Annotated in this window: 23 protein-coding genes; 8 read left to right on the top strand and 15 right to left on the bottom strand. The window is 70.2% G+C overall.

The window, feature by feature from the left end; genetic code table 11:
• Nucleotides 1–3: 3 nt before the first annotated feature.
• The 5 genes from ACFXOA_RS21330 to ACFXOA_RS21310 form a co-directional block, all read right to left on the bottom strand.
• Nucleotides 4–855, bottom strand: a complete 852-nt coding sequence (locus ACFXOA_RS21330) for an MlaE family ABC transporter permease (protein WP_385030647.1) — start codon at nucleotides 853–855, stop codon at nucleotides 4–6.
• Entirely contained in the window at nucleotides 852–1,835 is a 984-nt protein-coding gene (locus ACFXOA_RS21325) for an ABC transporter ATP-binding protein (RefSeq protein WP_385030644.1), read from the bottom strand. Before ACFXOA_RS21325 ends, ACFXOA_RS21330 begins: the two co-directional genes overlap by 4 nt.
• Before the next feature lie 693 nt (nucleotides 1,836–2,528).
• Nucleotides 2,529–3,482: a hypothetical protein gene (locus ACFXOA_RS21320; RefSeq protein ID WP_385030642.1), complete on the bottom strand. Its 954-nt coding sequence runs from the start codon at nucleotides 3,480–3,482 to the stop codon at nucleotides 2,529–2,531.
• Between the two features lie 74 nt (nucleotides 3,483–3,556).
• A complete protein-coding gene (locus ACFXOA_RS21315; RefSeq protein WP_385030639.1) occupies nucleotides 3,557–5,095 on the bottom strand; it encodes a DUF6801 domain-containing protein in 1,539 nt (512 codons plus the stop codon).
• A 163-nt stretch (nucleotides 5,096–5,258) separates the two neighbouring features.
• Nucleotides 5,259–5,894, bottom strand: a complete 636-nt coding sequence (locus tag ACFXOA_RS21310; protein WP_385030636.1) for a hypothetical protein — start codon at nucleotides 5,892–5,894, stop codon at nucleotides 5,259–5,261.
• Nucleotides 5,895–6,541: 647 nt separating this feature from the next.
• On the opposite strand from ACFXOA_RS21310, the gene ACFXOA_RS21305 reads away from it, so the two are divergent.
• The 4 genes from ACFXOA_RS21305 (at nucleotide 6,542) to ACFXOA_RS21290 (ending at nucleotide 9,987) form a co-directional block, all read left to right on the top strand.
• On the top strand, nucleotides 6,542–7,756 hold the full coding sequence (locus ACFXOA_RS21305) for a helix-turn-helix domain-containing protein (protein WP_385030633.1): 1,215 nt from the start codon (nucleotides 6,542–6,544) through the stop codon (nucleotides 7,754–7,756).
• Nucleotides 7,757–7,954: 198 nt separating this feature from the next.
• Nucleotides 7,955–8,218 (top strand): hypothetical protein, encoded by a 264-nt coding sequence (locus ACFXOA_RS21300; RefSeq protein ID WP_385030630.1) that lies wholly within the window; start codon nucleotides 7,955–7,957, stop codon nucleotides 8,216–8,218.
• A 76-nt stretch (nucleotides 8,219–8,294) separates the two neighbouring features.
• A complete protein-coding gene (locus ACFXOA_RS21295; RefSeq protein ID WP_365528039.1) occupies nucleotides 8,295–8,768 on the top strand; it encodes an SCP2 sterol-binding domain-containing protein in 474 nt (157 codons plus the stop codon).
• Between the two features lie 4 nt (nucleotides 8,769–8,772).
• Entirely contained in the window at nucleotides 8,773–9,987 is a 1,215-nt protein-coding gene (locus ACFXOA_RS21290; RefSeq protein WP_385030626.1) for an acyl-CoA dehydrogenase family protein, read from the top strand.
• Between the two features lie 50 nt (nucleotides 9,988–10,037).
• Here ACFXOA_RS21290 and ACFXOA_RS21285 read toward each other — a convergent pair whose 3' ends face one another.
• A complete protein-coding gene (locus ACFXOA_RS21285; RefSeq protein ID WP_385030623.1) occupies nucleotides 10,038–11,264 on the bottom strand; it encodes a cytochrome P450 in 1,227 nt (408 codons plus the stop codon).
• A gap of 106 nt (nucleotides 11,265–11,370) precedes the next feature.
• Between ACFXOA_RS21285 and ACFXOA_RS21280 the strand changes: the two genes are divergently transcribed.
• Complete coding sequence (locus ACFXOA_RS21280) at nucleotides 11,371–12,207, top strand: hypothetical protein (RefSeq protein WP_385030620.1); 837 nt, start codon at nucleotides 11,371–11,373, stop codon at nucleotides 12,205–12,207.
• A 55-nt stretch (nucleotides 12,208–12,262) separates the two neighbouring features.
• Entirely contained in the window at nucleotides 12,263–14,335 is a 2,073-nt protein-coding gene (locus tag ACFXOA_RS21275) for an MDR family MFS transporter (RefSeq protein WP_385030617.1), read from the top strand.
• A 10-nt stretch (nucleotides 14,336–14,345) separates the two neighbouring features.
• Here the strand turns inward: ACFXOA_RS21275 and ACFXOA_RS21270 are convergent, their stop codons facing one another.
• The 3 genes from ACFXOA_RS21270 to ACFXOA_RS21260 all read right to left on the bottom strand — a co-directional run bounded on the left by ACFXOA_RS21270 (nucleotide 14,346) and on the right by ACFXOA_RS21260 (nucleotide 16,054).
• Nucleotides 14,346–14,792 (bottom strand): YchJ family protein, encoded by a 447-nt coding sequence (locus ACFXOA_RS21270; protein ID WP_385030614.1) that lies wholly within the window; start codon nucleotides 14,790–14,792, stop codon nucleotides 14,346–14,348.
• 165 nt (nucleotides 14,793–14,957) lie between these two features.
• Nucleotides 14,958–15,194 carry a DUF397 domain-containing protein gene (locus ACFXOA_RS21265; protein ID WP_014049581.1) on the bottom strand — a complete coding sequence of 79 codons (237 nt, stop codon included), beginning with the start codon at nucleotides 15,192–15,194 and terminating at the stop codon, nucleotides 14,958–14,960.
• On the bottom strand, nucleotides 15,191–16,054 hold the full coding sequence (locus tag ACFXOA_RS21260; RefSeq protein WP_385030610.1) for a helix-turn-helix domain-containing protein: 864 nt from the start codon (nucleotides 16,052–16,054) through the stop codon (nucleotides 15,191–15,193). Before ACFXOA_RS21260 ends, ACFXOA_RS21265 begins: the two co-directional genes overlap by 4 nt.
• A 205-nt stretch (nucleotides 16,055–16,259) precedes the next feature.
• Between ACFXOA_RS21260 and ACFXOA_RS21255 the strand changes: the two genes are divergently transcribed.
• Both ACFXOA_RS21255 and ACFXOA_RS21250 read left to right on the top strand, forming a co-directional pair.
• On the top strand, nucleotides 16,260–16,718 hold the full coding sequence (locus tag ACFXOA_RS21255; protein ID WP_385030607.1) for an ATP-binding protein: 459 nt from the start codon (nucleotides 16,260–16,262) through the stop codon (nucleotides 16,716–16,718).
• Nucleotides 16,712–17,152, top strand: coding sequence for a hypothetical protein (locus tag ACFXOA_RS21250; protein WP_385030604.1), 441 nt, complete (start codon nucleotides 16,712–16,714; stop codon nucleotides 17,150–17,152). Before ACFXOA_RS21255 ends, ACFXOA_RS21250 begins: the two co-directional genes overlap by 7 nt.
• A 190-nt stretch (nucleotides 17,153–17,342) precedes the next feature.
• Here ACFXOA_RS21250 and ACFXOA_RS21245 read toward each other — a convergent pair whose 3' ends face one another.
• The 6 genes from ACFXOA_RS21245 to ACFXOA_RS21220 all read right to left on the bottom strand — a co-directional run bounded on the left by ACFXOA_RS21245 (nucleotide 17,343) and on the right by ACFXOA_RS21220 (nucleotide 23,420).
• Nucleotides 17,343–18,689, bottom strand: a complete 1,347-nt coding sequence (locus ACFXOA_RS21245) for a 6-phospho-beta-glucosidase (protein ID WP_385030601.1) — start codon at nucleotides 18,687–18,689, stop codon at nucleotides 17,343–17,345.
• Between the two features lie 141 nt (nucleotides 18,690–18,830).
• On the bottom strand, nucleotides 18,831–20,345 hold the full coding sequence (locus tag ACFXOA_RS21240) for a cytochrome P450 (protein ID WP_385030598.1): 1,515 nt from the start codon (nucleotides 20,343–20,345) through the stop codon (nucleotides 18,831–18,833).
• Between the two features lie 76 nt (nucleotides 20,346–20,421).
• Nucleotides 20,422–21,036 (bottom strand): ATP/GTP-binding protein, encoded by a 615-nt coding sequence (locus ACFXOA_RS21235; protein WP_385030595.1) that lies wholly within the window; start codon nucleotides 21,034–21,036, stop codon nucleotides 20,422–20,424.
• Complete coding sequence (locus tag ACFXOA_RS21230; RefSeq protein WP_385030593.1) at nucleotides 21,017–21,385, bottom strand: DUF742 domain-containing protein; 369 nt, start codon at nucleotides 21,383–21,385, stop codon at nucleotides 21,017–21,019. Before ACFXOA_RS21230 ends, ACFXOA_RS21235 begins: the two co-directional genes overlap by 20 nt.
• Nucleotides 21,382–21,789, bottom strand: coding sequence for a roadblock/LC7 domain-containing protein (locus tag ACFXOA_RS21225; RefSeq protein WP_385030590.1), 408 nt, complete (start codon nucleotides 21,787–21,789; stop codon nucleotides 21,382–21,384). The genes ACFXOA_RS21230 and ACFXOA_RS21225 overlap by 4 nt, the downstream gene beginning before the upstream one ends.
• Complete coding sequence (locus ACFXOA_RS21220) at nucleotides 21,786–23,420, bottom strand: sensor histidine kinase (protein ID WP_385030587.1); 1,635 nt, start codon at nucleotides 23,418–23,420, stop codon at nucleotides 21,786–21,788. The genes ACFXOA_RS21225 and ACFXOA_RS21220 overlap by 4 nt, the downstream gene beginning before the upstream one ends.
• Nucleotides 23,421–23,583: the final 163 nt, after the last annotated feature.

Below are 23,583 nucleotides of genomic sequence, written 5' to 3'. Positions count from 1 at the left end.
CGCTCAGCCCCCCTTCGGGGGGACGATCTGGAGGTAGATCGCCGTGAGGATCATGTTCACCGCGAAGAGGAGCAGGAAGGTGATGACGACGGACTGGTTGACCGCGTCACCCACCCCCTTCGGGCCGCCCCGGGGGTTCAGCCCTCGGTAGGCGGCGACGATTCCGGCGATGAAACCGAAGATCAGTGCCTTGAGTTCGCCGACGTAGAGGTCGGGCAGCTGGGCGAGGGCGGAGAAGCTCGCGAGGTAGGCGCCGGGTGTGCCGCCCTGCATGATCACGTTGAAGAAGTAGCCGCCGAGGGTGCCCACGACGGACACCAGGCCGTTGAGCAGGACGGCGACGGACATGGTGGCCAGCACGCGCGGGACGACGAGGCGCTGGACGGGCGAGACGCCCATGACCTCCATCGCGTCGAGCTCCTCGCGGATCTTGCGGGAGCCGAGGTCCGCGCAGATCGCGGAGCCCGCGGCTCCCGCGATCAGCAGCGCCACGATGAGCGGGCTGGCCTGCTGGATGACGGCGAGGACGCTGGCGCCGCCGGTGAAGGACTGGGCGCCGAGCTGCTGGGTGAGCGAGCCGACCTGGAGGGCGATGACGGCGCCGAAGGGGACCGAGACGAGGGCGGCGGGCAGGATGGTGACACTGGCGACGAACCAGAACTGCTCGATGAACTCCCGCACCTGGAAGGGCCTGCGGAAGACGGCCCGGGAGACTTCGAGGGCGAGCGCGAACAGCTGACCGGTCCGGCGCAGTGGGGCGGAGAGCCGTGCGGGCGGTCTCGGACCCGCCGTCTCCTGGGGAGTCTCCTCCTGGGCGGGCTCCCCCGGCGGGCGTACGGGCAGCGGTGCCGTCATCGGCGCCCACCGTCCAAGGCCGGCGTGTAGCTGTCCAGGATGGCCGTGCGGGCGGCCTCGGGCAGCCGGTCCATCATCGACATGACCCGCTCGCGACGGCGAATCGCCGCCTGCCGTACGGGCATCCCGGGCGACGGCTCCAGCTGCGGGACGACGGTGCGGGGCCCGGTGGCGTATCCGTGGCCGTTCGTCCGCTCGGCCGCGAGGGTGGCCGCGTCCTTCTCCTCGGACATCCCGATGGGGCCCTCACGGCGCCCGGCGAGGAACTGCGAGACGACGGGCATGTCGCTGGTGAGGAGGACCTCACGGGGGCCGAAGGTGACGAGGTTGCGGCAGAACAGCATGCCCATGTTGTCCGGGACCGTGGCCGCGATGTCGAGATTGTGGGTGACGATGAGCATCGTCGCGTCGATCTGCGCGTTGAGATCGATGAGGAGCTGAGAGAGGTAGGCGGTGCGCACCGGGTCGAGCCCTGAGTCGGGCTCGTCGCAGAGGATGATCTGCGGGTCCAGGACGAGGGCGCGGGCGAGGCCGGCCCGCTTGCGCATACCGCCGGATATCTCGCCCGGCAGCTTTCCCTCGGCGCCGAGCAGACCGACGACGTCGATGCGCTCCATGACGATCCGCCGGATCTCCGACTCGTTCTTGCGGGTGTGTTCGCGCAGCGGGAAGGCGATGTTGTCGAAGAGCGACATCGAGCCGAAGAGCGCCCCGTCCTGGAACATGAGACCGAACAGCTTCCGGGTCTCCATGATTTCCCTCTCGGGGCTGTTCACCATGTCGACGCCGTTGATCAGGACACGGCCCTTCTCCGGCTTCAGCAGCCCGATGACGGATTTCAGGAACACGGTCTTACCCGTACCGGAAGGGCCGAGCATGACGCTCACCTCACCGGCCGGAAGCGTGAGACTGACGTCCTGCCAGATGTTCTGCTTGCCGAAGGATTTCGTCAGGCCTTCGACGACTACTTCGATTCCCATCGGCCCTCCCTCGAAGTGGTGGTGAACGACGTCATCTGTCTGCGCTCCGGCTCCGGTACGTGCAACGGCGGCTTGTCACACATGCGCCGGCGGGCGCACGTTATGTCCGTCGAAACCGCCAGGACAAGCCGTTGAGCAGCGGAAATCGTCGGATGTCGATCTCGGCGTGGATCACTTGTCACCGATTGACAAAGTCGCTCGGCGGTTTTGTCGGAAACTGCGCAAGCTCTCCGGGAGTACCGGAATCCGATGGTCCGCAAGGGTTGCACCCCTGGGCCCCGGCCTTCTCCGACGGAAGGCCCACGGGTGGAGGGAATCCCTCCGGGAATCTCCGCCCAAGGATGATCGGCAATGACTCCCCGAGGGTCGGACAAGCAGGTACGGACGTTTTTCCGAGCGGCTCAAGCGGGACGCTACGGGCCGGTAACCTGAGTCCGCAATAGCACTTCGCGAACTTTCTCCGAGGTAATCGCACAACCCCGTTTTCTTGTACTCCGATGAGCAATCGGCTCGCGAAACCTGTTCAGAAGTGAGGGCTTCCGGGTGGCAACGGACGGCTCGGGAACGCCGCCCGGGAACACCGAAGCCCGCCCCGACCAGGGCGCACTCGGTCGGGACGGGCTCTTTGCGGGATCGAGGCCGGGGTGCGTCAGGTGACAAGGACGGGAGGTGCCGCCGGCTCCTCCTCAGCGGCTACTTCACCGCGGAGTGCCAGCTCTCGGCGAGCTCCTTGCCGGCGTCGGGCACGGACAGACCGGGGGCCGTGAGACCGGCGGTGTAGGTCCTGGCGTCGTTCAGGACGAGGTTGTTCGAGCCAGCGGCCGCGGGCAGGCCGACCTTGAGGTCGATGGCCCAGCTCAGGATCCCGCCGAGACCGCAGCCGCCGGCCTTCGGTGCGGAGAACTGGCTGTCCCCCTGGGCGGCGCCGGACAGGGCGATCTGGATCATCGATCCCTCGTCCGGGTTCTCCGTGCCGTCACCGTTGAACCTGAAGGCGTTGAAGCTCGGAGCGCTGAGGTTGCCGGGGCGCAGCAGCACGGGGTTGGCGCTGCTCCCGATGTAGCAGTTGGAGCCGAGCAGGGGGTTCTCCAGCCGGATCCGGACGGGGAGCTTGACGATCGGTCCGGAGGATATGCCCGCGACCAGGTTGAACTCGGTCGGGGTACCGGCCGACTCCACCGTGGCGGTCACCTTGTTCAGGGTGGCGTTGGTGATCTGTCCGCAGACGGCGGAGACCACGGGCACGTTGCTGGGGCACATGATGCCGAGGAGGCCACCGGGAATGGTGGTCTTGCCGCTGATGATGGACCCGGCCGCCGGCGGCACGACCGTGTACGTGCCCTCCGCCGGATGCTGGACGACTCCGAACTGCAGGTTCGTCGCACCGGTCGTCGCCGAGACGTTGCCCAGCTTGATCGTCCCGTTGGGCGAGGTGGACGTCACACACAGCGGCACGTCGACGTCTCCGTCGGTCGCGAGCATGGCGGGGGCGTCCACCGGACAGCGGTCGAAGGGGGCCCAGGAGCCGTTCAGCTGGGCGGCGGCCGTGGCCGCGCCCGCCGGGCTGGCGGTCAGGGGCATGACCAGCGCGGCGGAGGCGGTGACGGCGCCGGCGGCCTTGATCCAGGTCTTCGGGGCAGGTCTCATCGTTCCCTCAATTCGTCAGCGGCTCGGAGCGGGGCTTGGTTCGGTCCGTCGGGGTCTCTCGGGGGCCCGGCGGATCAGCGGATCGCCACGGGCACGTCGATCGGCTCGTACGCGTCCGTGCAGACGGAGTTCTCGGTGCCCGGCACGTGCTGCGCGGCTGCGCAGGGGGCTCCCTGCACCTGTTTGACGTATCCCGGCACACCCGATAGCGACGCGGTGAAGAGGCTGTCGAGGTCCTCGCCGGCACCGCACCCGCTGAAGGAGGGAAGCGTCACCGAGCCCTCGAGGACCCCGCCCGTCACCAGGGTGTAGCCCGTCGTCACACCGTCCTTCGCGGTCATCCTGCCCACCAGGGTCAGCGGGAAGGGCTTGCTGGTACGGCAGTTGTCACCGACGTCCAGGGGAACGCCGTTCACCTCGACGTCGCGGAGACGCAGCATGAGTTCGAGGTTGATGGTGGTCGTGCCCGTGTTCGAGAAGTCGGTCCAGTCGACCACCAGGTGCGACGACACGTTGTAGTCCGGAGTGCCGTCGGCGTCCACCCCGGCAGGGATCTGCGTCATCTCCAGGGTCGCGGTGGTCGGCATGAAACCGAAGGTCAGGAAGGTACTCGACACGGGCGGCAGCTGAGGCTTCCCCTCGTAGTCGAGCAGGGCGGTCGAATCCTGGTAGATGTGCGTGAACCCCGGCTCGGAGAGGTCGACACGGGTCGGCCCCTGCTCGATCTGCGTACAGGCGAGGGGAATCCTGGACGCCCCCTTCAGCTTCGTGACGTTGGCGTAGCCGGTCACATAGGCGTTCAGGTTGAGGTCGTTGCCCACGTCGCCGACGCACGGAGGGGCGTCGGGGCGGTCGGTCCGCTCGGCCCTGGTGCCGACCTCGGGCACGGACCCGTCGCGGGCCGGCCTCTTCCCGGACGACGGGGACGCGGGCGGTGCGGACGCGCCTTCCCCGTCGCCGTCGCCGTCGCCGATCTCCAGCTTCGCCAGCCCGGTCTCCTGATCCGGGTCGAGGGTGCAGCCCAGGGAGAGGCCCGGCGGTTCGGCCGGCATGCCGTCGGCGGTCTTCAGGGCGAGTTCCACCGAGAGGGCGCCGGCGTCGAAGGCCAGGTCCCCGGATGCCCCGGGCTTCACATAGGGCACCGTGCCCGTGGTGGTCAGCGGCAGACCGCCCTCGGCGGGAACGGGCACGGACCCGGAGGTCGTACCCACCCACTCGGCCCGGGCTCTCCTGCCCTCCTGGGACACGTCGATGCCGAGCCTCGTCTCCGCGCTCACGCTCGCCACCGGGGAACCGGTGGATGCGGGGATCGCGCCCTCGGGCAGCGTCGCCTCCAGAACCACGTCCTCGGGCTGTATCGCCTGCCCCGGTCGAGCCGACGCGGGCAGCTTCGCGGTGACACCGACCTTCACCGGCAGACCGCCCTCCGGCGGACCGCCCTCCGGCAGGTCGCCTTTCGGCGGGCCGCCTTCCGGCAGGTCGCACGTGTAGGCGAGCTCCAGGTCGACCTCCTGCAGACCGGACGAGGCCTGCGCACCGGGGATCATCCCTCCGAGCAGCACGGCGGTGGCCACTGCGGCACCGCGCGCCGTGCGCCTGCGTGCTCCTGACATACGGCTGCCTCCCACTGACGACGTCCCCTTCGGACGGGCCGGGACGGGCCCGGCACGGGGACACGGGCCCGTGACCCGCGTCTGCTGCTCGCGGTGCGAGGGATCGCGCGGCGGGCGGCCCCACCGCGCGATCCCGGTTCACCCCGGCCGGCGTGTGGCCGGATCAGGGGGTGTAGACGATGGTCGGCTTGGTGGTGCCGCCGATCGGCGTGACGGCGTTGTAGTTGGCGGTGTAGGTCGGGTTGTTGCCCACGGCCGCGATACCCGCGCATCCCGAGGTGACGGTGGCGACGGTCAGCTTGTAGGTGGCGTTGTTGCTGACCGCCAGCACCCCGGTGGAGTTGGTGTACTTGGCGGCGACGTTGCCGGTCACGGTGAAGGTGCAGGTGAGGACCTTCAGCGTGGCCTTCACCCCGGAGATGTACCCGTTGGTGACGCCGGCGCTGTAGGTGTTGGCGTTCAGCTTCCACGCGGTGGAGGTGTCGGCCGTCGGGGTCACCGGGCCGAAGGGGCTGGTGCAACCGCTCCAGGTCAGCGGCGCGATGGTGCCGACCTGCACGTTCGTCGTGCCGGAGGCGCTGGCCAGGTTGCCGGACGCCGCGGAGGACGTACACGTCATCGGGACGCCGTTGAGGACGAGGGTGACGGTGCCGGCGGTGGCCGAGAAGGTCTCGGGCGAGCTGGGACCGACCGTCCATGTCGGCGCTGCCACGCCCGCGGTGGCGGTGGTGGCTCCGAGGGTGACGGCGGCCGCGGCGGCACCGGCCGTGAGTGCGATCTTTCTGAGGGTGTTGCGCACAGTGAGTTCCTCCGATTCGGCAGTGCGGGCGCACTGTTGCGGGGACAGCACCCGAATTCCTGCAAAGACGCAGGGAGTGCCGCGGTGAATCGTGTTCCGTGGGGGTCCGTGCTGCGCATTCAGCCACGTTCGTTCTGTGACAGGGCGTGACGTTACTTGCGGGAAACTTGGAGCACAATCCTGTACGCCAGGATTGGTCCGGCAAGTTTTTTTCCTCGTCCGCGCGTCACTAATTCGGCTCGTTCACTTGTCACTTGGTGCGCAATTACCCGCGGGAATTCCGAGCGGCGCGGGGCCCACCCGCGACCGGGGGACGGCCCGATGGCACGCGGAGCACCGGGCGGCCTCACCCGGCGGCGGACACCGGCGGTCCGGGAGGCGAACGACGGGTACGGCCTTCCCACCAGCGGGACTCCAGGCCGAAAACATTGTCCGGAAGTGAGCACTTACCGCCTCACCTGCACAGGAACGCCACAACGGAGCCATGTTGTGGACCTCCCGCGGTTCGATCTTGTCCAGACGGTGTGAACCCCGCCCGGCTTGGTCTATCTTCGGCGCCGTTGTTGGTATACACCTGCCGGCCCGTGGGAGCGCTTTCCCGTCACCCGCTCCACCGGTGCGGGGCCCAGGAAAGCAAGGGGACGGTCATGCCGAGACTCATCCAGCCGCTGGACACCGGAGACCCGCTGGGGCCCCTGCCTCAGGAGTTCGCCGCGATCATGCGCCCCGAACTGCCGAGTCTGATCAAAGAGATCGGCATGGAAGTGACCCGCGCCTATCCGGAATACGCGCGACTGCTGAACGGGCCCAACGGCACCTCCATCCGCATGGGTGTCGAGCAGAGCCTCTCCTCCTTCGTCGACCTGGTCGCCGAACCCTCGTCACCCACCGTCCTGCGCGACGACATGTGCCGGAGATTCGGCCGCTTCGAGGCCTACGAGGGCCGCTCGATGGACGCACTGCAGGGCGCCTACCGGCTCGGGGCGCGGGTCGCGTTACGGCGCGCGAAGAAGGTCGGCCGTAGCTACAACTTCTCCCCCGCGCTCATGCTCAGCTTCGCGGACGCGCTCTTCGCCTACGTGGACGAACTGGAGGCGCTGTCCCGTGAGGGCTACCTGGAGGTGCAGGCCCAGTCCGACCAGCGGAGCGAGGCGGTACGCCGGCGGCTGCTGCACCTGATCCTCGCGGGCAGGCCCGTACCACGCAGCGCCATCGCCGAGTTGTGCGAGCAGACCGGATGGGTACTGCCCGAGCAGGTCACCCTGGTGGCCGTGCGGGCGTCGGCCGGGCTGGACCGGATCAGCGCCGACACCGACGTGCTGATCGACCCCTCCGACCCCCAGCCGCACCTGCTGATCCCGGGCCCTGTCGACGACGCGCGTAGACAGATGCTCGGGCGGGTCCTTCCCTCCGGTGGGGCCGCGATCGGACTGACCGTGCCCACGGCTCTCGCCGCCGACTCGATCCGCTGGGCCCGGCGGGTCCTCGAACTGGCCGACACGGGTGTCGTCGACGACGCCCCCCTGCTGCTGTGCGAGGACCACCTCACCACGCTGTGGCTGCTGTCCGACCCGCCCCTGCTCGATCAGCTCGCCACCCGTGAGCTCGCACCGGTGTCCGGCATCAGCTCGACCCGGCGGGCGCGGCTGATCGAGACGCTGCGGATCTGGCTCGACACCCGGGGCACGGCGGCCCAGATGGGCGAGTTGCTGGATGTGCACCCCCAGACGGTCCGCTACCGGATGCGCAGCCTGGAGTCGATCTTCGGGGACCAGCTGACCGAACCCGAGAGCCGCTTCGCCACGGAAGCCGTCCTCCGGGCGCTGAAGTTACGCGGCCGCAGTCCGCACCCGCTCCCCTGACGCACCATCACACACCCGCGGCCGAGTCAACTTACCCCCGGGTAAGGGGAAATAGACGGTCAGTCCCAAACGGTTGCGACACGGAGACGTTCTCGGGGAGAAAACAGGACCTGCGTCCCGTTACATAAGGAGGCGCGACGGCACACCGCCCGCCCCAGAGCACCACCTCCTGGCCGACCATCCGAGAGGGAACCCCCCATGACCGCCCCGCACGTCCTCGTCCCTGTGCCGATCCCCGACCGGGTCGCGGCGCTGATCGGCGCCTGCACCCCGGAACACATCCTGCAGGCGGAGCTCGACGCCGACTGCGCGGCCCGGGAGGTGCTCAGGTTCCGGGGGCCGAGGCTGGACGCCGAGGACCAGGCCGACCGCGAGCAGGCCCTGTCCGAGCTCGCCCGGGCCAACAAGGTGCTGTCCGCACACCACCCGCACTTCGTGGTGCGCCCGTACGGATCGTGGTGACGCCGCCTGCTTGCTAAGCGGCCGTCGCCGCCTTACCTTACCCAGAAGTAAGTTTACTCTGGAGTAAGGATTTGGCGTGGCCGACAACAGCAGCGGCAACCTCACCGACGAACTGTCCGGGCTCGACTTCGCCGCGGTCTCCCCTGAGGAGTTCGCGCGGATCGTCAAGGGCCTCTCCGCCAAGCAGCTCGGCGAGGTCATGCAGGGTGACCTGCGCACCAGGGTGCTGAGCGAGGTGTTCGGCCGCATGCGGCAGCAGTTCCGCCCCGAGGCGGCCGGGCCGCTGAAGGCGCTGATCCGCTGGAAGATCACCGGTGAGACCGACGAGGTGTACGAGACCGCCATAGCCGACGGCGCCTGCACGGTGAGCGCGGGCCGCTCCGAGGCGGAGCCCCGTACCACTCTGGTGATGGCCGACGCGGAGTTCCTCAAGCTGGTGTCCGGCAACGGCAACCCCGTGACGATGTTCATGATGCGCAAGCTGAAGGTCGCCGGGGACGTCGGCCTTGCCTCGGGGCTGACCCGCTACTTCGACATCCCGAAGGCCTGAGCCCATGAGCTACTTCTCCCTCGCCCTGACCGAGGAGCAGCGGGACCTGCGGGACTGGGTCCACGGCTTCGCCGCCGATGTGGTCCGCCCGGCCGCGGCCGAGTGGGACGCCCGCGAGGAGACTCCGTGGCCCGTCATCCAGGAGGCGGCCAGGATCGGCCTCTACGGTTTCGAATCGCTCGCCGACATGTACGGGGACCCCAGCGGGCTCTCCCTGCAGATCGCCAACGAGGAGCTGTTCTGGGGGGACGCCGGCATCGGGATGGCGCTCTTCGGTACCTCCCTCGCGGTCGCCGGGATCTTCGCCTCCGGCACCCCCGACCAGCTGGCCGAGTGGGTTCCGCAGTGCTACGGCGACGAGGACGACCCCAAGGTCGCGGCCTTCTGCGTGTCCGAGCCGCAGGCCGGCTCCGACGTCTCCGCGATGACCACCCGGGCGCGCTACGACGAGGCCAGGGACGAATGGGTGCTCTCCGGCCAGAAGGCGTGGATCACCAACGGCGGGATCGCCGAGGTACACGTGGTGGTCGCCTCGGTGGAGCCCTCGCTCGGCGCCCGTGGTCAGGCCGCCTTCATCGTGCCCCCGGGCACGAAGGGGCTGGAGGCCGGCCGCACCGTCAAGAAGCTGGGTCTGCGCGCCTCGCACACCGCGGATCTCTTCCTCGACGACGTACGGGTACCTGGGAGCTGCCTGCTCGGCGGCAAGGAGAAGCTGGACGCCCGGCTGGCCCGTGCCCGCGAGGGCGGCACCGCCAAGGGCCAGGCGGCCATGGCGACCTTCGAGGTGAGCCGCCCGACGGTCGGCGCGCAGGCGCTGGGCATCGCACGGGCGGCGTACGAGTACGCCCTGGAGTACGCGGGTCAGCGCGAGGCGTTCGGACGCCCCGTCATCGAGAACCAGTCGATCGCCTTCGCCCTCGCCGACATCCGCACCGAGATCGAAGCCGTCCGGCTGCTGATCTGGCAGGCGGCGTGGATGGCACGCAACGACCGCACCTTCGACGCCGGCCAGGGCTCCATGTCCAAGCTCCGCGCCGGCGAACTCGCCGTGACGGCGACGGAGAAGGCCGTTCAGATCCTCGGCGGCGCCGGGTACAGCAGGGAGCACCCGGTGGAGCGGATGTACCGGGACGCCAAGATCTACACGATCTTCGAGGGCACCAGCGAGATCCAGCGCCTGGTCATCGCCCGCGCCATCTCGGGTCGCCAGATCCGCTGACGCCCCGGAGGGCGGAGGCCGGTGCGGCGGACCGCCGCACCGGCCTCCTGTCAGCCGCCCACCGGTGTGAAGCGCACCGCCACCGAGGCCGGCCCGCGCGTGAAGACGCCTTCCTCGACCGGGGTGAAGCCCTCGGCGAACCGCACGTCCGGCATCGCGTCCAGCAACTGGCCGACCCCCGTCTCGACCTCCGCCCTGGCCAGCAGCGCACCCACGCAGAAGTGCCGCCCCAGCGCGAACGCCAGGTGGTCCGCGGCCGCGGAGAAGGCGGTGGTGCTGGTCAGATCGTCTCGGAAGATGTCGAAGCGGTCCGGGTCCGCGTAGCGGGCCTCGTCCCTGTTGGCCGACCCGATCAGACAGGTGACCGTGGCTCCGGCGGGGACGGTGCCGCCGGAGAGCTTCACCTCGTCCGCGGTCTGGCGCATGATCATGTGGACCGGCGGGGTGTGGCGAAGGGTCTCCGCGAAGGCCCGGTCGATCAGCGACCGGTCCTGCCGCACGGCCTCCAGCTGATCCGGATGGGCCAGCAGATTGGCGAAGACCGAGGCGATGGCCTTGTCCGTGGTCTCCCCTCCGGCGGCGAGCAGCAGACTGCAGAACGCCTTGATGTCCTCGTCGCTCATCCGCACCCCGTCGACCTCCGCGGCGCAGAGCGCGGAGAGCAGGTCGTCGCCCGGCTCCTCCCTGCGGCGGCGGATCACGGGGATCATGTACTCGGCGAACTCCTGGCGGGTGCGCTCACCGGCGGCAGTGACCGCCGGGTCGCCGGCCAGGTTACCGAGGAAGGCGATGACATCCGTGTACCAGCCGTGGAACCGCCGGTGGTCCGCACGGTCCAGGCCGAGCATGTCCGCGATGACCAGGACCGGGAAGCGGGTGGCGAAGGCCTCCACGAGGTCGGCCTCCCCGGTGTGCCGGAAGGCGTCGATGAGCTCGCGGGCGTTGCGCTCGATGACCGGCAGGAACTTCTCCTGGAGGTCGGCACCCCGGAAGGCGGGGGCGACCAGAGCCCTGCGTACGGCATGCTCCCTGCCGCTGAGCTGGAGGATCGTCCTGCCGTGGACGGGCTCCAGCTGCCAGTCGTAGTTCTGCGTGGTGAACTCCTGGGCCCGGTCCTTGAAGACGCGCTCGACGTCCTCGTACCGGGAGACGAGGTAGCTCCCCGTCGCCTCGTGGTGGATGAGCGGGGCGCTCTCGCGCATGATCCGGTAGGCCCCGTAGGGATCGGCGGCGAAGGCGGGCGAGAGAATGTCGGGCGGTGACGACGCCTGGGACACGTTGACTCCTGTGGGGCAGAGATCAGGTGGCTTCACGGCAGTGAACGGACAGTGCCCTCAAGGCTATTGACCGACTGCCGCATACCGAACCCCCTGGGAGTATCCCTTGATCGCCGAGACCGACGCCCGCCGCCCCTCCGTCCTCTTCGTGACGGATCTCGCCTACGAGGCCCGCGGCAGGCGCTACTGCGACGAGGACATCTTCCTGACGTCCCGGCTCCGCGAGGACTTCGACATCGCTCTCTGTCACCCGGGGGACGCGGCGGCGCTGCTGGACGGCTTCGACGCGGTCGTCGTGCGCAACAGCGGGCCGGTCCTGCATCACCAGGAGGCGTACGACGCGTTCCGGGCCCGCGCACGCGCGGCCGGCACCCGGGTCTACAACTCGCTCGACGGCCGTGGGGACATGGCCGGCAAGCAGTATCTGGTCGACCTGAGCAGGGCGGGCTTCCCGGTCATCCCGACCGTGGACCGTGCGGCGGACCTCGGCCTGCTCCCCAGGTCCGCCGGATACGTCGTCAAGCCCAAGCTGGGCGCGGACTCGGTGGGGCTGCGGTACACCGAGGAGCCGGAGCTTCCGGACGGTGCGGACGGCACGCTGCTCGTGCAGCCCAGGATCGACTTCCGCTACGAGGTGTCCTTCTACTTCGTCGGGCACGACTTCCGGTACGCCCTGCACGCACCGCACCCGGACCGGCGCTGGGTGCTGGAACCGTACGCGGCGACCGACGAAGACCTGGCCTTCGCGCGTCGCTTCGTCGAGTGGAACACCCTCTCCCACGGCATCCAGCGGGTGGACGCCTGCCGGACTCCCGAGGGCGGGCTGCTCCTCGTCGAACTGGAGGACCTCAACCCCTACCTGTCGCTCGACCGGGTCCCCGAGGATGTCAGGGACGCGTTCGTGGCCCGGATGGCCGCGTCACTGCGGGACCTGGTGGCCTGACACGTCCGGCCCCTCACCGCATGCAGCGCCGCGGGGCCGGTGTGAGGGTGCAAGGGTGACCACTGCCAGCGAGACATCCCCCGCCCCGCAGAGTGCCACCGCGCCACCGGTCCTCGACCCACGGCGGCGCAACATCGTCTTCGCGACGATCGTGCTGGGGATCCTGCTGGCCGCTCTCGACCAGACGATCGTGGGAACGGCGCTCCCCACGATCGTCTCGGACCTCGGCGGGGCCGAGCACATGTCGTGGGTGGTGACCGCCTATCTGCTCGCGGAGACCGTGGCGACGGTGCTGGTCGGGAAGTTCGGTGACCTCTTCGGCAGGAAGCTGATCTTCCAGATCTCCGCGATCGTCTTCATCACGGGTTCGTTCCTCTGCGGCCTCGCCTCGAACATGCTGCTTCTCATCATCTGGCGCGGTGTGCAGGGCATCGGCGCGGGCGGCCTGATGGTGACGTCCATGGCACTGATCGCCGATGTAATCCCCCTGCGCGACCGGGGCAAGTACCAGGGGGCGATCGGTGCGGTCTTCGGCGTCGCGACGGTCGTCGGCCCGCTGCTGGGAGGGCTGTTCACCGACCATCTGACCTGGCGCTGGGCCTTCTACGTCAATGTGCCCATCGCGATCGTGGTGGTCATCGCCGCCGCCCGGAACATCCCCTCCGTGCGGGCGGCGGGGCGCCCGGTCATCGACTACCTGGGCATCGCCCTGGTGGCGGCCGGTGCGAGCGCGCTGATCCTCGCCACGAGCTGGGGCGGCAACGAGTACGCATGGGGCTCACCGGTCATCCTCGGGCTGTTCGCCGGAGGGCTCGTCGCACTCGCGCTGTTCTGCGTGGTGGAGACCCGGGCCAGGGAGCCGATGCTGCCGATGCGGCTCTTCCGCAACCCGGTGTTCGCGGTCTGCTCCGTCCTGAGCTTCATCGTCGGCTTCGCCATGCTCGGCGCGATGATCTACCTGCCCACCTATCTCCAGTACGTCGACGGGGACTCGGCCACGCTCTCCGGCGTGCGCACGCTGCCCCTGGTGATCGGCCTGCTGGCCGCGTCCGTCTTCAGCGGCAACGTGGTCAGCAAGACCGGGCAGTACCGCTACTTCCCCGTCGTCGGCTCACTCGTGATGGCGGCCGGTCTCTTCCTGCTGTCCCGGATGGGCCCCGACAGCGGGGTGTGGCTGGAGTCGCTGTACATGCTGGTGCTGGGGATCGGCATCGGCCTGTCGATGCAGGTGCTCACGATCGCCGTGCAGAACACGGTCGACTACGCGGACCTGGGTACCGCGACCTCCGGGGTGACGTTCTTCCGTACGCTCGGCAGTTCCTTCGGGACGGCGGTCTTCGGCACCATCTACGCCAACGCGCTGCGGCCGAATCTGCGCCAGGGGGTCGAGGAGGCCGCGCGGGCGGGCGGCGATCCGGCGACCCTGCCGCAGGTGGTCCAGAGCCCGCAGGCGGTGCACGCCCTCCCGTCGGAGCAGACGGCACCCATCGCGCAGGCGTACGCCGACACCCTGCACACCGTCTTCCTCTGGACCGTGCCGGTGGCGCTGCTGGGCTTCGTCGTGGCCCTGTTCCTGAAGCAGGTGAAGCTGCGCGACAGCGCCCGGGCGAGCTCGACCGACATGGGTGAGGGATTCGCCCAGCCGAAGACCGGGGACGCGGCGGAGGTCCTCGAATCGGCCGTCGCCAGAATCCTGCACCGGACCGGTCCCGACACCGCCCGCCGGATCGTGGCGGAGTCCGACACCCGGCTGGACATGGCGGGGGCCTGGGCCGTGATGCAGGTGGACCTCTTCACCCGGATGGTCGGCCACGCGGGGCTCGGACTGATCGCGGCGCGGCACCGGATCCCGCCGGAGGTCCTGGTTCCGGTCTTCGACCGGATGATCGAGGAGGGCTTCCTCACCGGTGACGGGAGGCTCTTCACCCATACGGCTGCGGGGAGTCGCGAGGCCGCGACCATCTCCGCCGCCTGGGGGCGCTGGCTCAACGAGAGGCTCGCCGAGGACGGCGCCCGGCCCGACGACCGGGAGCTGCGGGCCGCGGTCGACCGGATCGCGAAACGGCTGCTCGCCGAGGACCTCGAACATCAGCTCGCCCCGCCCGAGCGTTCGGCGGCAGCGGTCTGATCCCGCTCCCCTACGCGGTGGACTCGGCCGTCTCGTAGACCCAGGCGCCCTCGTGGCGCACGAAGCGGCTCTTCTCGTACAGCGAACCGGGGCCGTCCCCGTCGGTCCAGTGGGCGCGGAAGGTGACCGTCCCCGTGGTGTGGAAGGCCGTGCCCTCGGTGGTGGCCAGGATCTCCAGCCGGTCCCAGCGCGTCAGCGGGTCGAGGTCGAGGACCGCGGGACGGGTGGCCGGGTGCCAGGTGCGCAGCAGGTAGCCGGCGTCGCGGACCGCGAAGGCCGTGTACCGGGAGCGCATCAGCGCCTCGCACGTCGGGGCGGCGGCTCCCGTGTGATACCTGGCGCAGCACTCTCCGTAAGCGGCCGGCAGACCGCACGGGCACGGTGTCCGCGGGGTGATCCGGGGGTTCGCCGTCCGTGGGGCGGAGGGGCGGCCGGGGCGTGAGGTGCGTCGTGACATGCCCTCATTGTGACCTGCGGCGAGAGCACCCCGCCGCGGGCACTCCCCACGTGCGGGATCCGGTGCGCGTCCGTGCCGCCTGCGGACGACGCCCGTGCGGCCGGGGCCCGGTCTCCGACGGAGGACTGCCTGGAGACGCCGGGTGACCGGGTCAGGTGTCAGGTGTCAGGTGAGCAGGAAGTCCGCCTGGCCGGCCTTGGCGCCCTGGATGAACGCGGCGATCTCACCGTTGGAGTAGATCAGGGCGGGGCCGTCCGGGTCCGCCGACTGGCGGACGGCCACCCTGCCGTCGGCCAGCTTCATGGCCTCGATGCAGTTGCCGCCGTTACCACCGCTCCACGGCTTGTACCAGCCTTCGGTGCCGAGGTCGGCGGCCGGCATGCCGTTGTATATGTGGTTCATGACAGCTCCTTGCGGAAGTCCCGGAGGATCTCCTTCGTGCGTTGTGCAGTCGCGGCCTGGGCCGCCATGCGGTCCATGACCTCGAGGTAGGAAGCGACCTCGGGGCGCGCGTCGAAGTAGACCGCGCCGGTCAGGTACTCGCTGTAGACCATGTCGGGGAGTTCGGGCACCGCGAAACGGAAGAGGACGAACGGTCCGTACGTACCGGGGTGGTGCCCCGTCGCGAACTCGGCGATCTGCAGGGTCACGTTGGGCAGATCGGTGGCTTCGAGCAGGCGGTCGATCTGGGCGCGCATCGTGCCGGGACCGCCGACGGGACGGCGCAGCACCGTCTCGTCCATCACCACCCACAGCTTCGGTGCCTCGTCCTTGATGAGCAGCGCCTGCCGTTCCATCCGCAGCGCCACGTGGCGCTCGATGTCTGCGGGCCTGGTCTGTCCCACGGCACCGGTGAGCATGACGGAGCGGGCGTAGTCCTCGGTCTGCAGCAGGCCGGGGACGAAGTGCGGTTCGTAGGTGCGCAGCAGGCTCGCGGCGCCCTCCAGGCTGACGTACATGCTGAACCAGTCGGGCAGCACGTCGTGGAAACGCTGCCACCAGCCGGGCTTGTTGGCCTCTTCGGCCAGCTGGACGAAGGCCTCGGTCTCGTCGTCGGAGATCCCGTAGGCCTTGAGGAGCACCTGGACGTAGGGGATCTTCAGCGCGACCTCGGCCGTCTCCATCCTGCGTATGGTCCCGGCGGCGACGTGGAGCACCTTCGCCGCCTGGTCGCGACTCAGGCCGACGCGCTCCCGCAGATCCTGCAGACGCTTGCCGAGAACGACCTGACCCACGGTCGGGGCGGACCGCGGTTCGCTCACTTCAGACCTCCCGATGCGCTGTGTTCCAGAAGTGTGCCATGCGCCCGGCTCAAGGGACACAGTCACTCTGGAATTTTCAGAGTGCCCCTTGCCAAGTGTTCTTGTCAGGGGGAGAGTTGGAGACCGAACCAAGTTCGCGCGATCGTGCCCGCACTCCCAGGAGCGGTGCGAGGCGTGACGCAGCCCCCACTGTGAGGAATCGGTCGTGGCACCTGGCAGTGCGCTCATCCCCCGGCTCGCGGATCTCTGTACGGGGACGGAAGCGCTCCGTGACTGCTTCGCGCTTCCCGCGCACCCCGAGTCCGTGGCGGGTGCCAGGCGCCTCACCCGGGCCCGGCTGGCACAGTGGCGGCTGACCGGTGACACCCACGACGCGGCGGTGCTGATCGTCTCCGAACTGGTCACCAACGCGGTGGTGCACACGATGAGCACCCGGGTCGTGTGCGAACTGCGCTGCGATGCCGCCAGATTGCGCATAGCCGTCCAGGACCAGGGGCGCCAGCCCGGCGGCCCGCGGCTCACGTCGGACGCCGACGGGGAGCACGGGCGTGGGCTGCTGCTCGTGGACTCCATGAGCGCGGCATGGGGCTCGTACGACGCGGGGAACCACTCGGGGCGGATCGTCTGGGCGGAACTGGCGTACGGCCCGGAGCGGACATGCTGAGGAACGCGCTGTCCCACCTGCTCGGCGCGCGGCGGTGCCGCGCCGGGGAGGAGGAAGGGCTCCCCGGCCGGGTCCGGCTGGCGCTGCCGCCCGCGCTGTCGGCGAGCCTCGGCTGTGACGCGGTGGGGGTGCCGGCCCAGTACGGCTTCCGGCTGATGTCCCATCTGCCGCGTGCGGGCTGTGTGTTCGCCGACGCGGACCGGTGGTGGTGGATCGTCCCGTCGGGCTCCGACCTCGACCTGGACTGGCCGGAACAGGCTTCGTACGCCACCGACGCCTATGTGCCGGCGCTGCGCCCGCGGCTGATCCACACACCGGACAGCCGTACGCCCTACACACCGCCCATCCCGCTGTTCCTGATGGTGTGCCAGGTGACCGGTGTCGCGCCCTCCTGGGGTCCCCCGGGGCGGCCGAAGCCGGTGGCGGCGCCCTGATCGCGGGCCTCTCGTCCGGATCAGGCCGGGATCGCGCGCCCCGGTGCCGCCCCTCGCGGCGTCGTCGGTCCCCGACGCCCCTTCCCCCGGCTCTCGGCTCCGTCCGAGCGGGAGAGACCCCGTCCGGCTCCCCCCTCCGCCTTGCGATGCACGGCACCGGGCCCCGCTCCGGGTCGGGGCGCCGGGACCTTCACGGCTGGTCGAGATAGGCGAGTGACGGGTGGACCCGGAGGTAGCCGTCCACGAGTCGGCGTGCCACGGAGACGGAGTCCACCAGGGGGTGCAGGGCGAAGGCGCGGACCGCGGCCGCGCGGGAACCTGTCTCCGCCGCCTCGAGCACCGCCCGTTCCACGGCCTTGACGGCCGTGACCAGCCCGACCGCGTGGTAGGGCAGCGGGTCGACGGACACCGGGTGCGCGCCGTTGGCGTCGACCAGGCAGGGCACCTCGATGACGGCGTCCTCGTCGAGGACCGGGAGGGTTCCCCGGTTGCGTACGTCGAGGATCAGTGAGGTGCGTTCGTCGCGGGCCACGGCCCGCATGAGGGCCAGGGCGACCTGCTCGTACCCCCCGGACTCCAGGTCGCTCTCCTCGCGCTCCCCGGCTCCGGCCACGTCCCGGTTCTCGGACATGTACGTCGCCTCGCGTTCGGCGCGCGTCCGGTCCCAGGTGGCCAGGGCAGGAGCGGCGGGGTCCTTCATCCGGGCGTAGAAGCCCTGCTGCTGGTCGCGGAGGAACGCACCCCTGGTCCGCTCGGCCTGCTGGTAGGCGTGGACCGCCTCACGGTTGAAGTAGTAGTAGTGCAGGTACTCGTTGGGGACCGAGCCCAGGGAACGCAGCCACTCGGGGCCGAAGAGCCTGCCCTCCTCGAAGGATGCGAGCAGTTCCGGATCCGCGAGCAGACGGGGAAGGTGGTCCACTCCCCCGTGACGCAGACCCCGGACCCAGCCCAGGTGGTTCAGCCCGACGTAGTCGATCCAGGCCCGGTCGGGATCCACCCCCAGCACCCGGGCCATGCGGCGGCCCAGGCCCACCGGGGAGTCGCAGATCCCGATCACCCGGTCGCCGAGGTGCCGGGCCATGGCCTCGGTGACCAGTCCCGCGGGATTGGTGAAGTTGATGACCCACGCGTCGGGGGCCAGGCGGGCGATCCGCCGGGCGAGGTCCGTCGCCACGGGCACGGTGCGCAGGCCGTAGGCGATCCCGCCGGCTCCGACCGTCTCCTGGCCGAGGACACCTTCGTCGAGGGCGACGCGCTCGTCGGCGGCTCGGCCCTCCAGGCCGCCCACCCTGATCGCGGAGAAGACGAAGTCCGCGCCGCGCAGGGCATCGTCCAGATCGCCGGTGGCGATCACCTGGGGTGCGTCGCCGGTGCCCTCGGCCTGCTCGGCCAGCACCCGCGCCACGGCGGCGAGCCGGTCCGCGTCGGTGTCGTACAGGGTCACACGGGTGACGCGGCCTTCGGCGTGATCACGCAGCAGCGCCCCGTACACGAGCGGTACCCGGAATCCGCCGCCGCCAAGAATTGTCAGCTTCACGCTGCTCGATGGTACGGGTCGGGCGGCCCGGTGCCTCCGACCAGTCGGGCCGGGCCCCCGGCGCGGCGGGCGCCGCGGGCCGCTCGTCCGGATGGTGCCGGTTCGCTGGTTCCGGCCTGATCCGGGCGAGCGGCCCCTGGATCAGCTGCCGCTCCACCAGCGCTTGACGGCGTGCCAGATCCTGGCCGGGGCGCTTCGCTGGGCGGGGATGGCGGTGCTGGGGAGCGGGTGCGGCTCCCCGGGGCGTGCCGGTGCCGGGATGTGTGCCGCGGGCATCGGTCCTGAGGCCCGGTTGGCGGCCGAGGACACCTCCCAGTCGCTCTGCTGTCGGGACCGGGCCACCGCCGGAAGCGGCTCCGCGTCGATCTCCTGCTGCGAGGTGGGGGCGAAGACGGCGGGGAGGTCCACCAGATGCCGCGCCATGAAGTTGCCCTCGCGGGTCAGCTTGCTCTCGTCGACGCCCAGCTCCAGGTCGGGCAGCCGCATCAGCAGGGCGTCCACGCCCACGTCGGCGATGGCGCGGCCGATGTCCTGCCCGGGGCATTCGTGCGGTCCGCTGCTGAAGGCCATGTGGGCGCGGTTGCCCTCCATGTTGACGGTGAGGTCCGGTCGCACCGCGGGGTCGGTGTTGGCCGACGCGATCCCGACGATCAGCGCGTCACCGGCCTTGATCTGCTGCCCGCCGAGTTCCGTGTCCCCGACCGCCCAGCGGCCCAGCACGGAGGTGAAGGGCGGCTCGTCCCAGAGCGTCTGCTCGACCGCCTCGGGCACGGTCATGTGGCCCCCGCTGAGCCGGGCGCGGAACCGGGGGTCGGTGAGCACCATGCGCAGGACGTTGGCGATCAGGTTGGTGGTGGTCTCGTACGCGACGATCAGGACCACCCGGAGGTGCTCGCTGACCTCCTTGTCGGTGAGGCCGGCGGGGTGCTCGGTCAGCCAGCTCGCGAAGTCCTCGGCGGGCGCGACGCGGCGTCGCTGCACGAGGCGGTCCAGCACGCCGATGACGTAGGCGTTGCTCGCGACGGCGGTCTCCGAGCCCCGGGTCATGTCGCGGGCCGCCTGCACCAGCCGGTCGTCGTACTCCTCGGGCATCCCGAGGATCGCGCACATCACCATCATCGGCAGCCGTTCGGCGAACTGGCTGACGAGTTCGACCCGGCCTTCGCGGCAGAAGTCGTTCACGAGCCGGTTGCTGTACCGGTTGATGTGGCGGCGGACACCGCGGGTGTCGATGCGGGCCATGGAGTCGGTGACGGCTCCGCGCAGCCTCTCGTGCTCGGCGCCGTCGGCGAAGGAGCACACGGGCTGCCAGGTGAAGAGCGGCGCGAGCGGGTGGTCGGGGGCCACGGTGCCGTCCTGCAGTCCTCGCCAGCGCCGGGAGTCGCGGGAGAACTGAGAGGGGGTCCGGGTCATGTGGAGGTTCTCGCTGTGCCCCAGGACCAGCCAGGCGGGGACGTCCTCGTGCAGGAGGACGGGGGCGACGGTGCCGTGTTCGGCGCGCAGCTTCTCGTAGAGGCCCGCGGGGTCGGCCTCGGCCTCGGGGCCGTACAGCCTGCGCAGCCCGCCGGGTCCGATACCGGTGCCGTGGGCGGGGCACTGCGGGGGTGGCACCGGGCCGCTGAACGATCCGGGTTCGTGCTGGAAGGGGGTAGTCACTGTGGCTCCAGGAATAGGACGTTCCGAGAGGCGGGCGTGTGGGGAGGTGCCCGCTCGAAGGCAGGGTGGGCCGTCGTCAGGTGAGCGGCACGGCAAGGCTGTGCAGGTAACGCATCAGGGTCATCAGCACATCGCGGCTGGAGGTCCGCAGCCGGGCGTCGCAGTCGATCATCGGGACCTCGTCGGGCAGGTCCAGCGCACTGCGCAGGGCTTCCACGGGGTGGTGGGGCGCGTCGGGGAAGGTGTTGACGGCGACGACGAACGGCACACCGCGCTCCTCCAGCCTCCCGATGACGTCGAAACTGACCTGGAGCCGCCGGGTGTCGATCAGGACGACGGCCCCGAGCGCTCCTTCGAACAGGCCGTTCCACAGGAACCAGAAGCGTTCCTGGCCGGGTGTGCCGAACAGATAGAGGATCAGTTCCTCGCTGAGGCTGATCCTGCCGAAGTCCATGGCGACGGTGGTGGCGGTCTTGGTCTCCACACCCACGTTGTCGTCCACGCCGACACCGGCCTGGGTCATGGTCTCTTCGGTCGTCAGGGGCCGGATCTCGCTGACCGACCCGACCATGGTCGTCTTGCCGACCCCGAACCCGCCGACGACGACGACCTTCACCGCGGCCGTGGCCGTGCTGGGAAGGACGTCCTCGCGGCGAGGACCCGTGATCGTGTCAGAGCTTCTGAAGTCCATGCATCACCGCTTCGAGGAGGGACCGGTCCGGGAGCGCGGCGCGGACGACGGGCGCGCGCGATTCGATCAGTTCGGTCGACAGGAGTTCCGTGAGGAGCGAGGTGACCACGCTGAAGGGAAGGCTCAGGTACGCCGAGATCTCGGCGACCGACAGGGGCGACTTGCAGAGCCGCAGGATCGCGGCCTGTTCGGGCTGGACCATGGGCGACGGTTCGGCCTGCGCCACCACCATGGTGACGAGGTCGAGTGCCGCTCGTTCGCCGTCGGGAGCGCCGGTGATCACGTACAGCCGCTCCGGGTCGCTCAACGCCGGTTCGGTTGTGCGGCGTTCACGTCGGGGAGGGCTCATACGGTCTGCCCGTCGTGGCGGGGAGGACTCGTCAGGTGCGCGCCGATGCGCGCGACCATGTCGCGCATCCGCGCTCCCACGAGTCCGGCGTCGACGGTCTCGCCCGCGAGGACCGCCAGATAGGCGCCGGCGCCCGCGGCCATCAGGTAGAAGAACCCGCCCGTGACCTCGATGACGACGAGCTTCATCAGGCCGTCGCTGTAGGGGATCTCGGTGGCGACGGCGGCGGCCAGGCTCTGCAGGCCGGCGCACGCCGCGGCGAGACGGTCGGCGGCGTCGGGGTCACCGCCGTGACGGGCGATACGCAGTCCGTCGGCGGACAGGACCACGATCTGGTGGATGCTCGGAACGTCGTCGGCCAGTTCCTTGAGCATCCAGTCCATGTTGCCCCGTTGCTGGATCACTTCTCGTCTCCCTTGTCCCACGCGTCGTCAGAGTCCGTACCGTCGTGCTGCTCCTTGGGCACACCGTTGACGGCCTGGGTGAAGGCCTCCAGCCACAGGCCGGGCGGAGGCGTGGTGCCGCCGCCGTTCCCGTTGTGGCCGCCCCGCCCGGCGGGTTCCGCGGCCGGTGCCGACTGCTGCGGGAGATTGTGCGATCCGAGGGGTGCGCGCCCCCGGCTGCGCCGCTGTGGCAGTCCGCCCTCCGTCCACTCGGTGACGACGACCTCGTCGTCGCCCATGGAGGCCGCTGCCGCCGCCGGCCGTGCGGCGGCCGACGCGGCCGGTGCGGGCGCGGGTGCCGGGGAGGACGCGAGCGAGGGCACGGGGCCGGTCGCGGCGGGGCGCGACTTGTGTTTGCCGCGGGCCGGCACGACGTGCCGCATCTGCGACATGTCGAGGGAGCTCTGCGGCCGCGAGGTGGCGCCGATGCCGTGGGCGATGCCGGGCGCGGGACCCGTGGTGATCATGTCGCGAGGCACGATGAGGACGGCGCGGACCCCTCCGTACGCCGACTGCCGCAGCGACACCTGGAGCTGGTACATCCGGGCCAGCCGGCCGACCACGGCCATGCCGAGGCGCGGCGACTCCCCGAGGTCGTTCATGTTGATGCCGGCCTGGGCCTGGGCGAGCATGTTCTCGGCCCTCACCCGGGCCTCCTCGCTGAGGCTCACGCCCCCGTCCTCGATCTCGATGGCGATGCCGGTCTGCACCTCGACCGCGGTGACGTGGACCCGGGTCTGGGGCGGGGAGTAGCGCGTCGCGTTGTCGAGCAGTTCGGCGCAGGCGTGGATGAGCGGTTCGACCGCGGTGCCGACGATGGCGACCTTGGCGATCGAGTGCAGGTCGACGCGCTGGTACTCGAGGATCCGGGACATGGCGCCGCGCAGCACGCTGAACAGGGGTACGGCCTTGGGCCACTGGCGGCTGGGCCGGGCGCCGCCGAGCACGGCGATGGAGTCGGCGAGCCGGCCGATGAGCGCGGTGCCGTGGTCGATGCGGAGCAGGTCGTCGAAGACGTCGGGGTTGCGGCCGTGGTGGTCCTCCATCTCCCGGAGCTCACTGGCCTGACGGTGGACGATGGCCTGGACACGGCGGGCGACACTGACGAAGGCGCGCTGCGCGGAGTCGCGCATCGCCTCCTCGTTGTCGATGATGTCGAGGACCTGGAGGACCAGCGCGCGCTGCGCGGGGGGGAGGTTGCGGTACGACTCGTCCGCGTCGACGACGTCGCGCATCACCTCCTGCGGGGAGTTGCTGGCGCGCAGCCGGCGGATCGCGGCGGGCAGCAGCTCCTTGCTGAGCCGCTCGGTCTCCTGGTCGTACGAGGCGATGTGGTGTTCCAGCCGCGCGATGCGCTGCTCGTACGCGGCGCGCTGGACGCGCATCGCGCGGCGTCGGCGGTTCAGGACCACGGCGAGCGTGGCGACCACGACGGTGGCGATCGCTCCGCACCACACGACTGCCGCCCTCGTCGCCCCGGTCACCGGTACGGCGCCCGCGGTGGTGGCGCCGGCCATCAGCGCGACGGGCAGGAGAGCGGCGCGCGCGACGGGGACATCTCTGTTGGTCGGCGGTGATTCAACACGGACCATCTAAACCCTCTGGCGGTTGATTCGGGAGGTATACGCACATGCACGGTCAGGTGTGCACAAGTGCGCTGATTCATCTCAACTCGACTTCACTGCGCGTGAGCCTAACCAGATCAGAACAGTGCCTCGGCATATTCGCCCAACCGCCTGCGGGAGCCGGCCGGCG

The sequence above is a fragment of the Streptomyces sp. NPDC059166 genome (genome assembly GCF_042755185.1).
Lineage (GTDB): Bacteria > Actinomycetota > Actinomycetes > Streptomycetales > Streptomycetaceae > Streptomyces.
Note: the sequence above shows the minus strand (reverse complement) of the source record. Positions and strands in the feature narration are given on the sequence as shown.

What these genes read in the sequence shown, in the direction of transcription:
- ACFXOA_RS21330 (WP_385030647.1), bottom strand. Translation starts at nt 855, where the DNA reads ATGACGGCACCGCTGCCCGTACGCCCGCCGGGGGAGCCCGCCCAGGAG.
- ACFXOA_RS21325 (WP_385030644.1), bottom strand. Translation starts at nt 1,835, where the DNA reads ATGGGAATCGAAGTAGTCGTCGAAGGCCTGACGAAATCCTTCGGCAAG.
- ACFXOA_RS21320 (WP_385030642.1), bottom strand. Translation starts at nt 3,482, where the DNA reads ATGAGACCTGCCCCGAAGACCTGGATCAAGGCCGCCGGCGCCGTCACC.
- ACFXOA_RS21315 (WP_385030639.1), bottom strand. Translation starts at nt 5,095, where the DNA reads ATGTCAGGAGCACGCAGGCGCACGGCGCGCGGTGCCGCAGTGGCCACC.
- ACFXOA_RS21305 (WP_385030633.1), top strand. Translation starts at nt 6,542, where the DNA reads ATGCCGAGACTCATCCAGCCGCTGGACACCGGAGACCCGCTGGGGCCC.
- ACFXOA_RS21300 (WP_385030630.1), top strand. Translation starts at nt 7,955, where the DNA reads ATGACCGCCCCGCACGTCCTCGTCCCTGTGCCGATCCCCGACCGGGTC.
- ACFXOA_RS21290 (WP_385030626.1), top strand. Translation starts at nt 8,773, where the DNA reads ATGAGCTACTTCTCCCTCGCCCTGACCGAGGAGCAGCGGGACCTGCGG.
- ACFXOA_RS21270 (WP_385030614.1), bottom strand. Translation starts at nt 14,792, where the DNA reads ATGTCACGACGCACCTCACGCCCCGGCCGCCCCTCCGCCCCACGGACG.
- ACFXOA_RS21265 (WP_014049581.1), bottom strand. Translation starts at nt 15,194, where the DNA reads ATGAACCACATATACAACGGCATGCCGGCCGCCGACCTCGGCACCGAA.
- ACFXOA_RS21250 (WP_385030604.1), top strand. Translation starts at nt 16,712, where the DNA reads ATGCTGAGGAACGCGCTGTCCCACCTGCTCGGCGCGCGGCGGTGCCGC.
- ACFXOA_RS21235 (WP_385030595.1), bottom strand. Translation starts at nt 21,036, where the DNA reads ATGGACTTCAGAAGCTCTGACACGATCACGGGTCCTCGCCGCGAGGAC.
- ACFXOA_RS21230 (WP_385030593.1), bottom strand. Translation starts at nt 21,385, where the DNA reads ATGAGCCCTCCCCGACGTGAACGCCGCACAACCGAACCGGCGTTGAGC.
- ACFXOA_RS21220 (WP_385030587.1), bottom strand. Translation starts at nt 23,420, where the DNA reads ATGGTCCGTGTTGAATCACCGCCGACCAACAGAGATGTCCCCGTCGCG.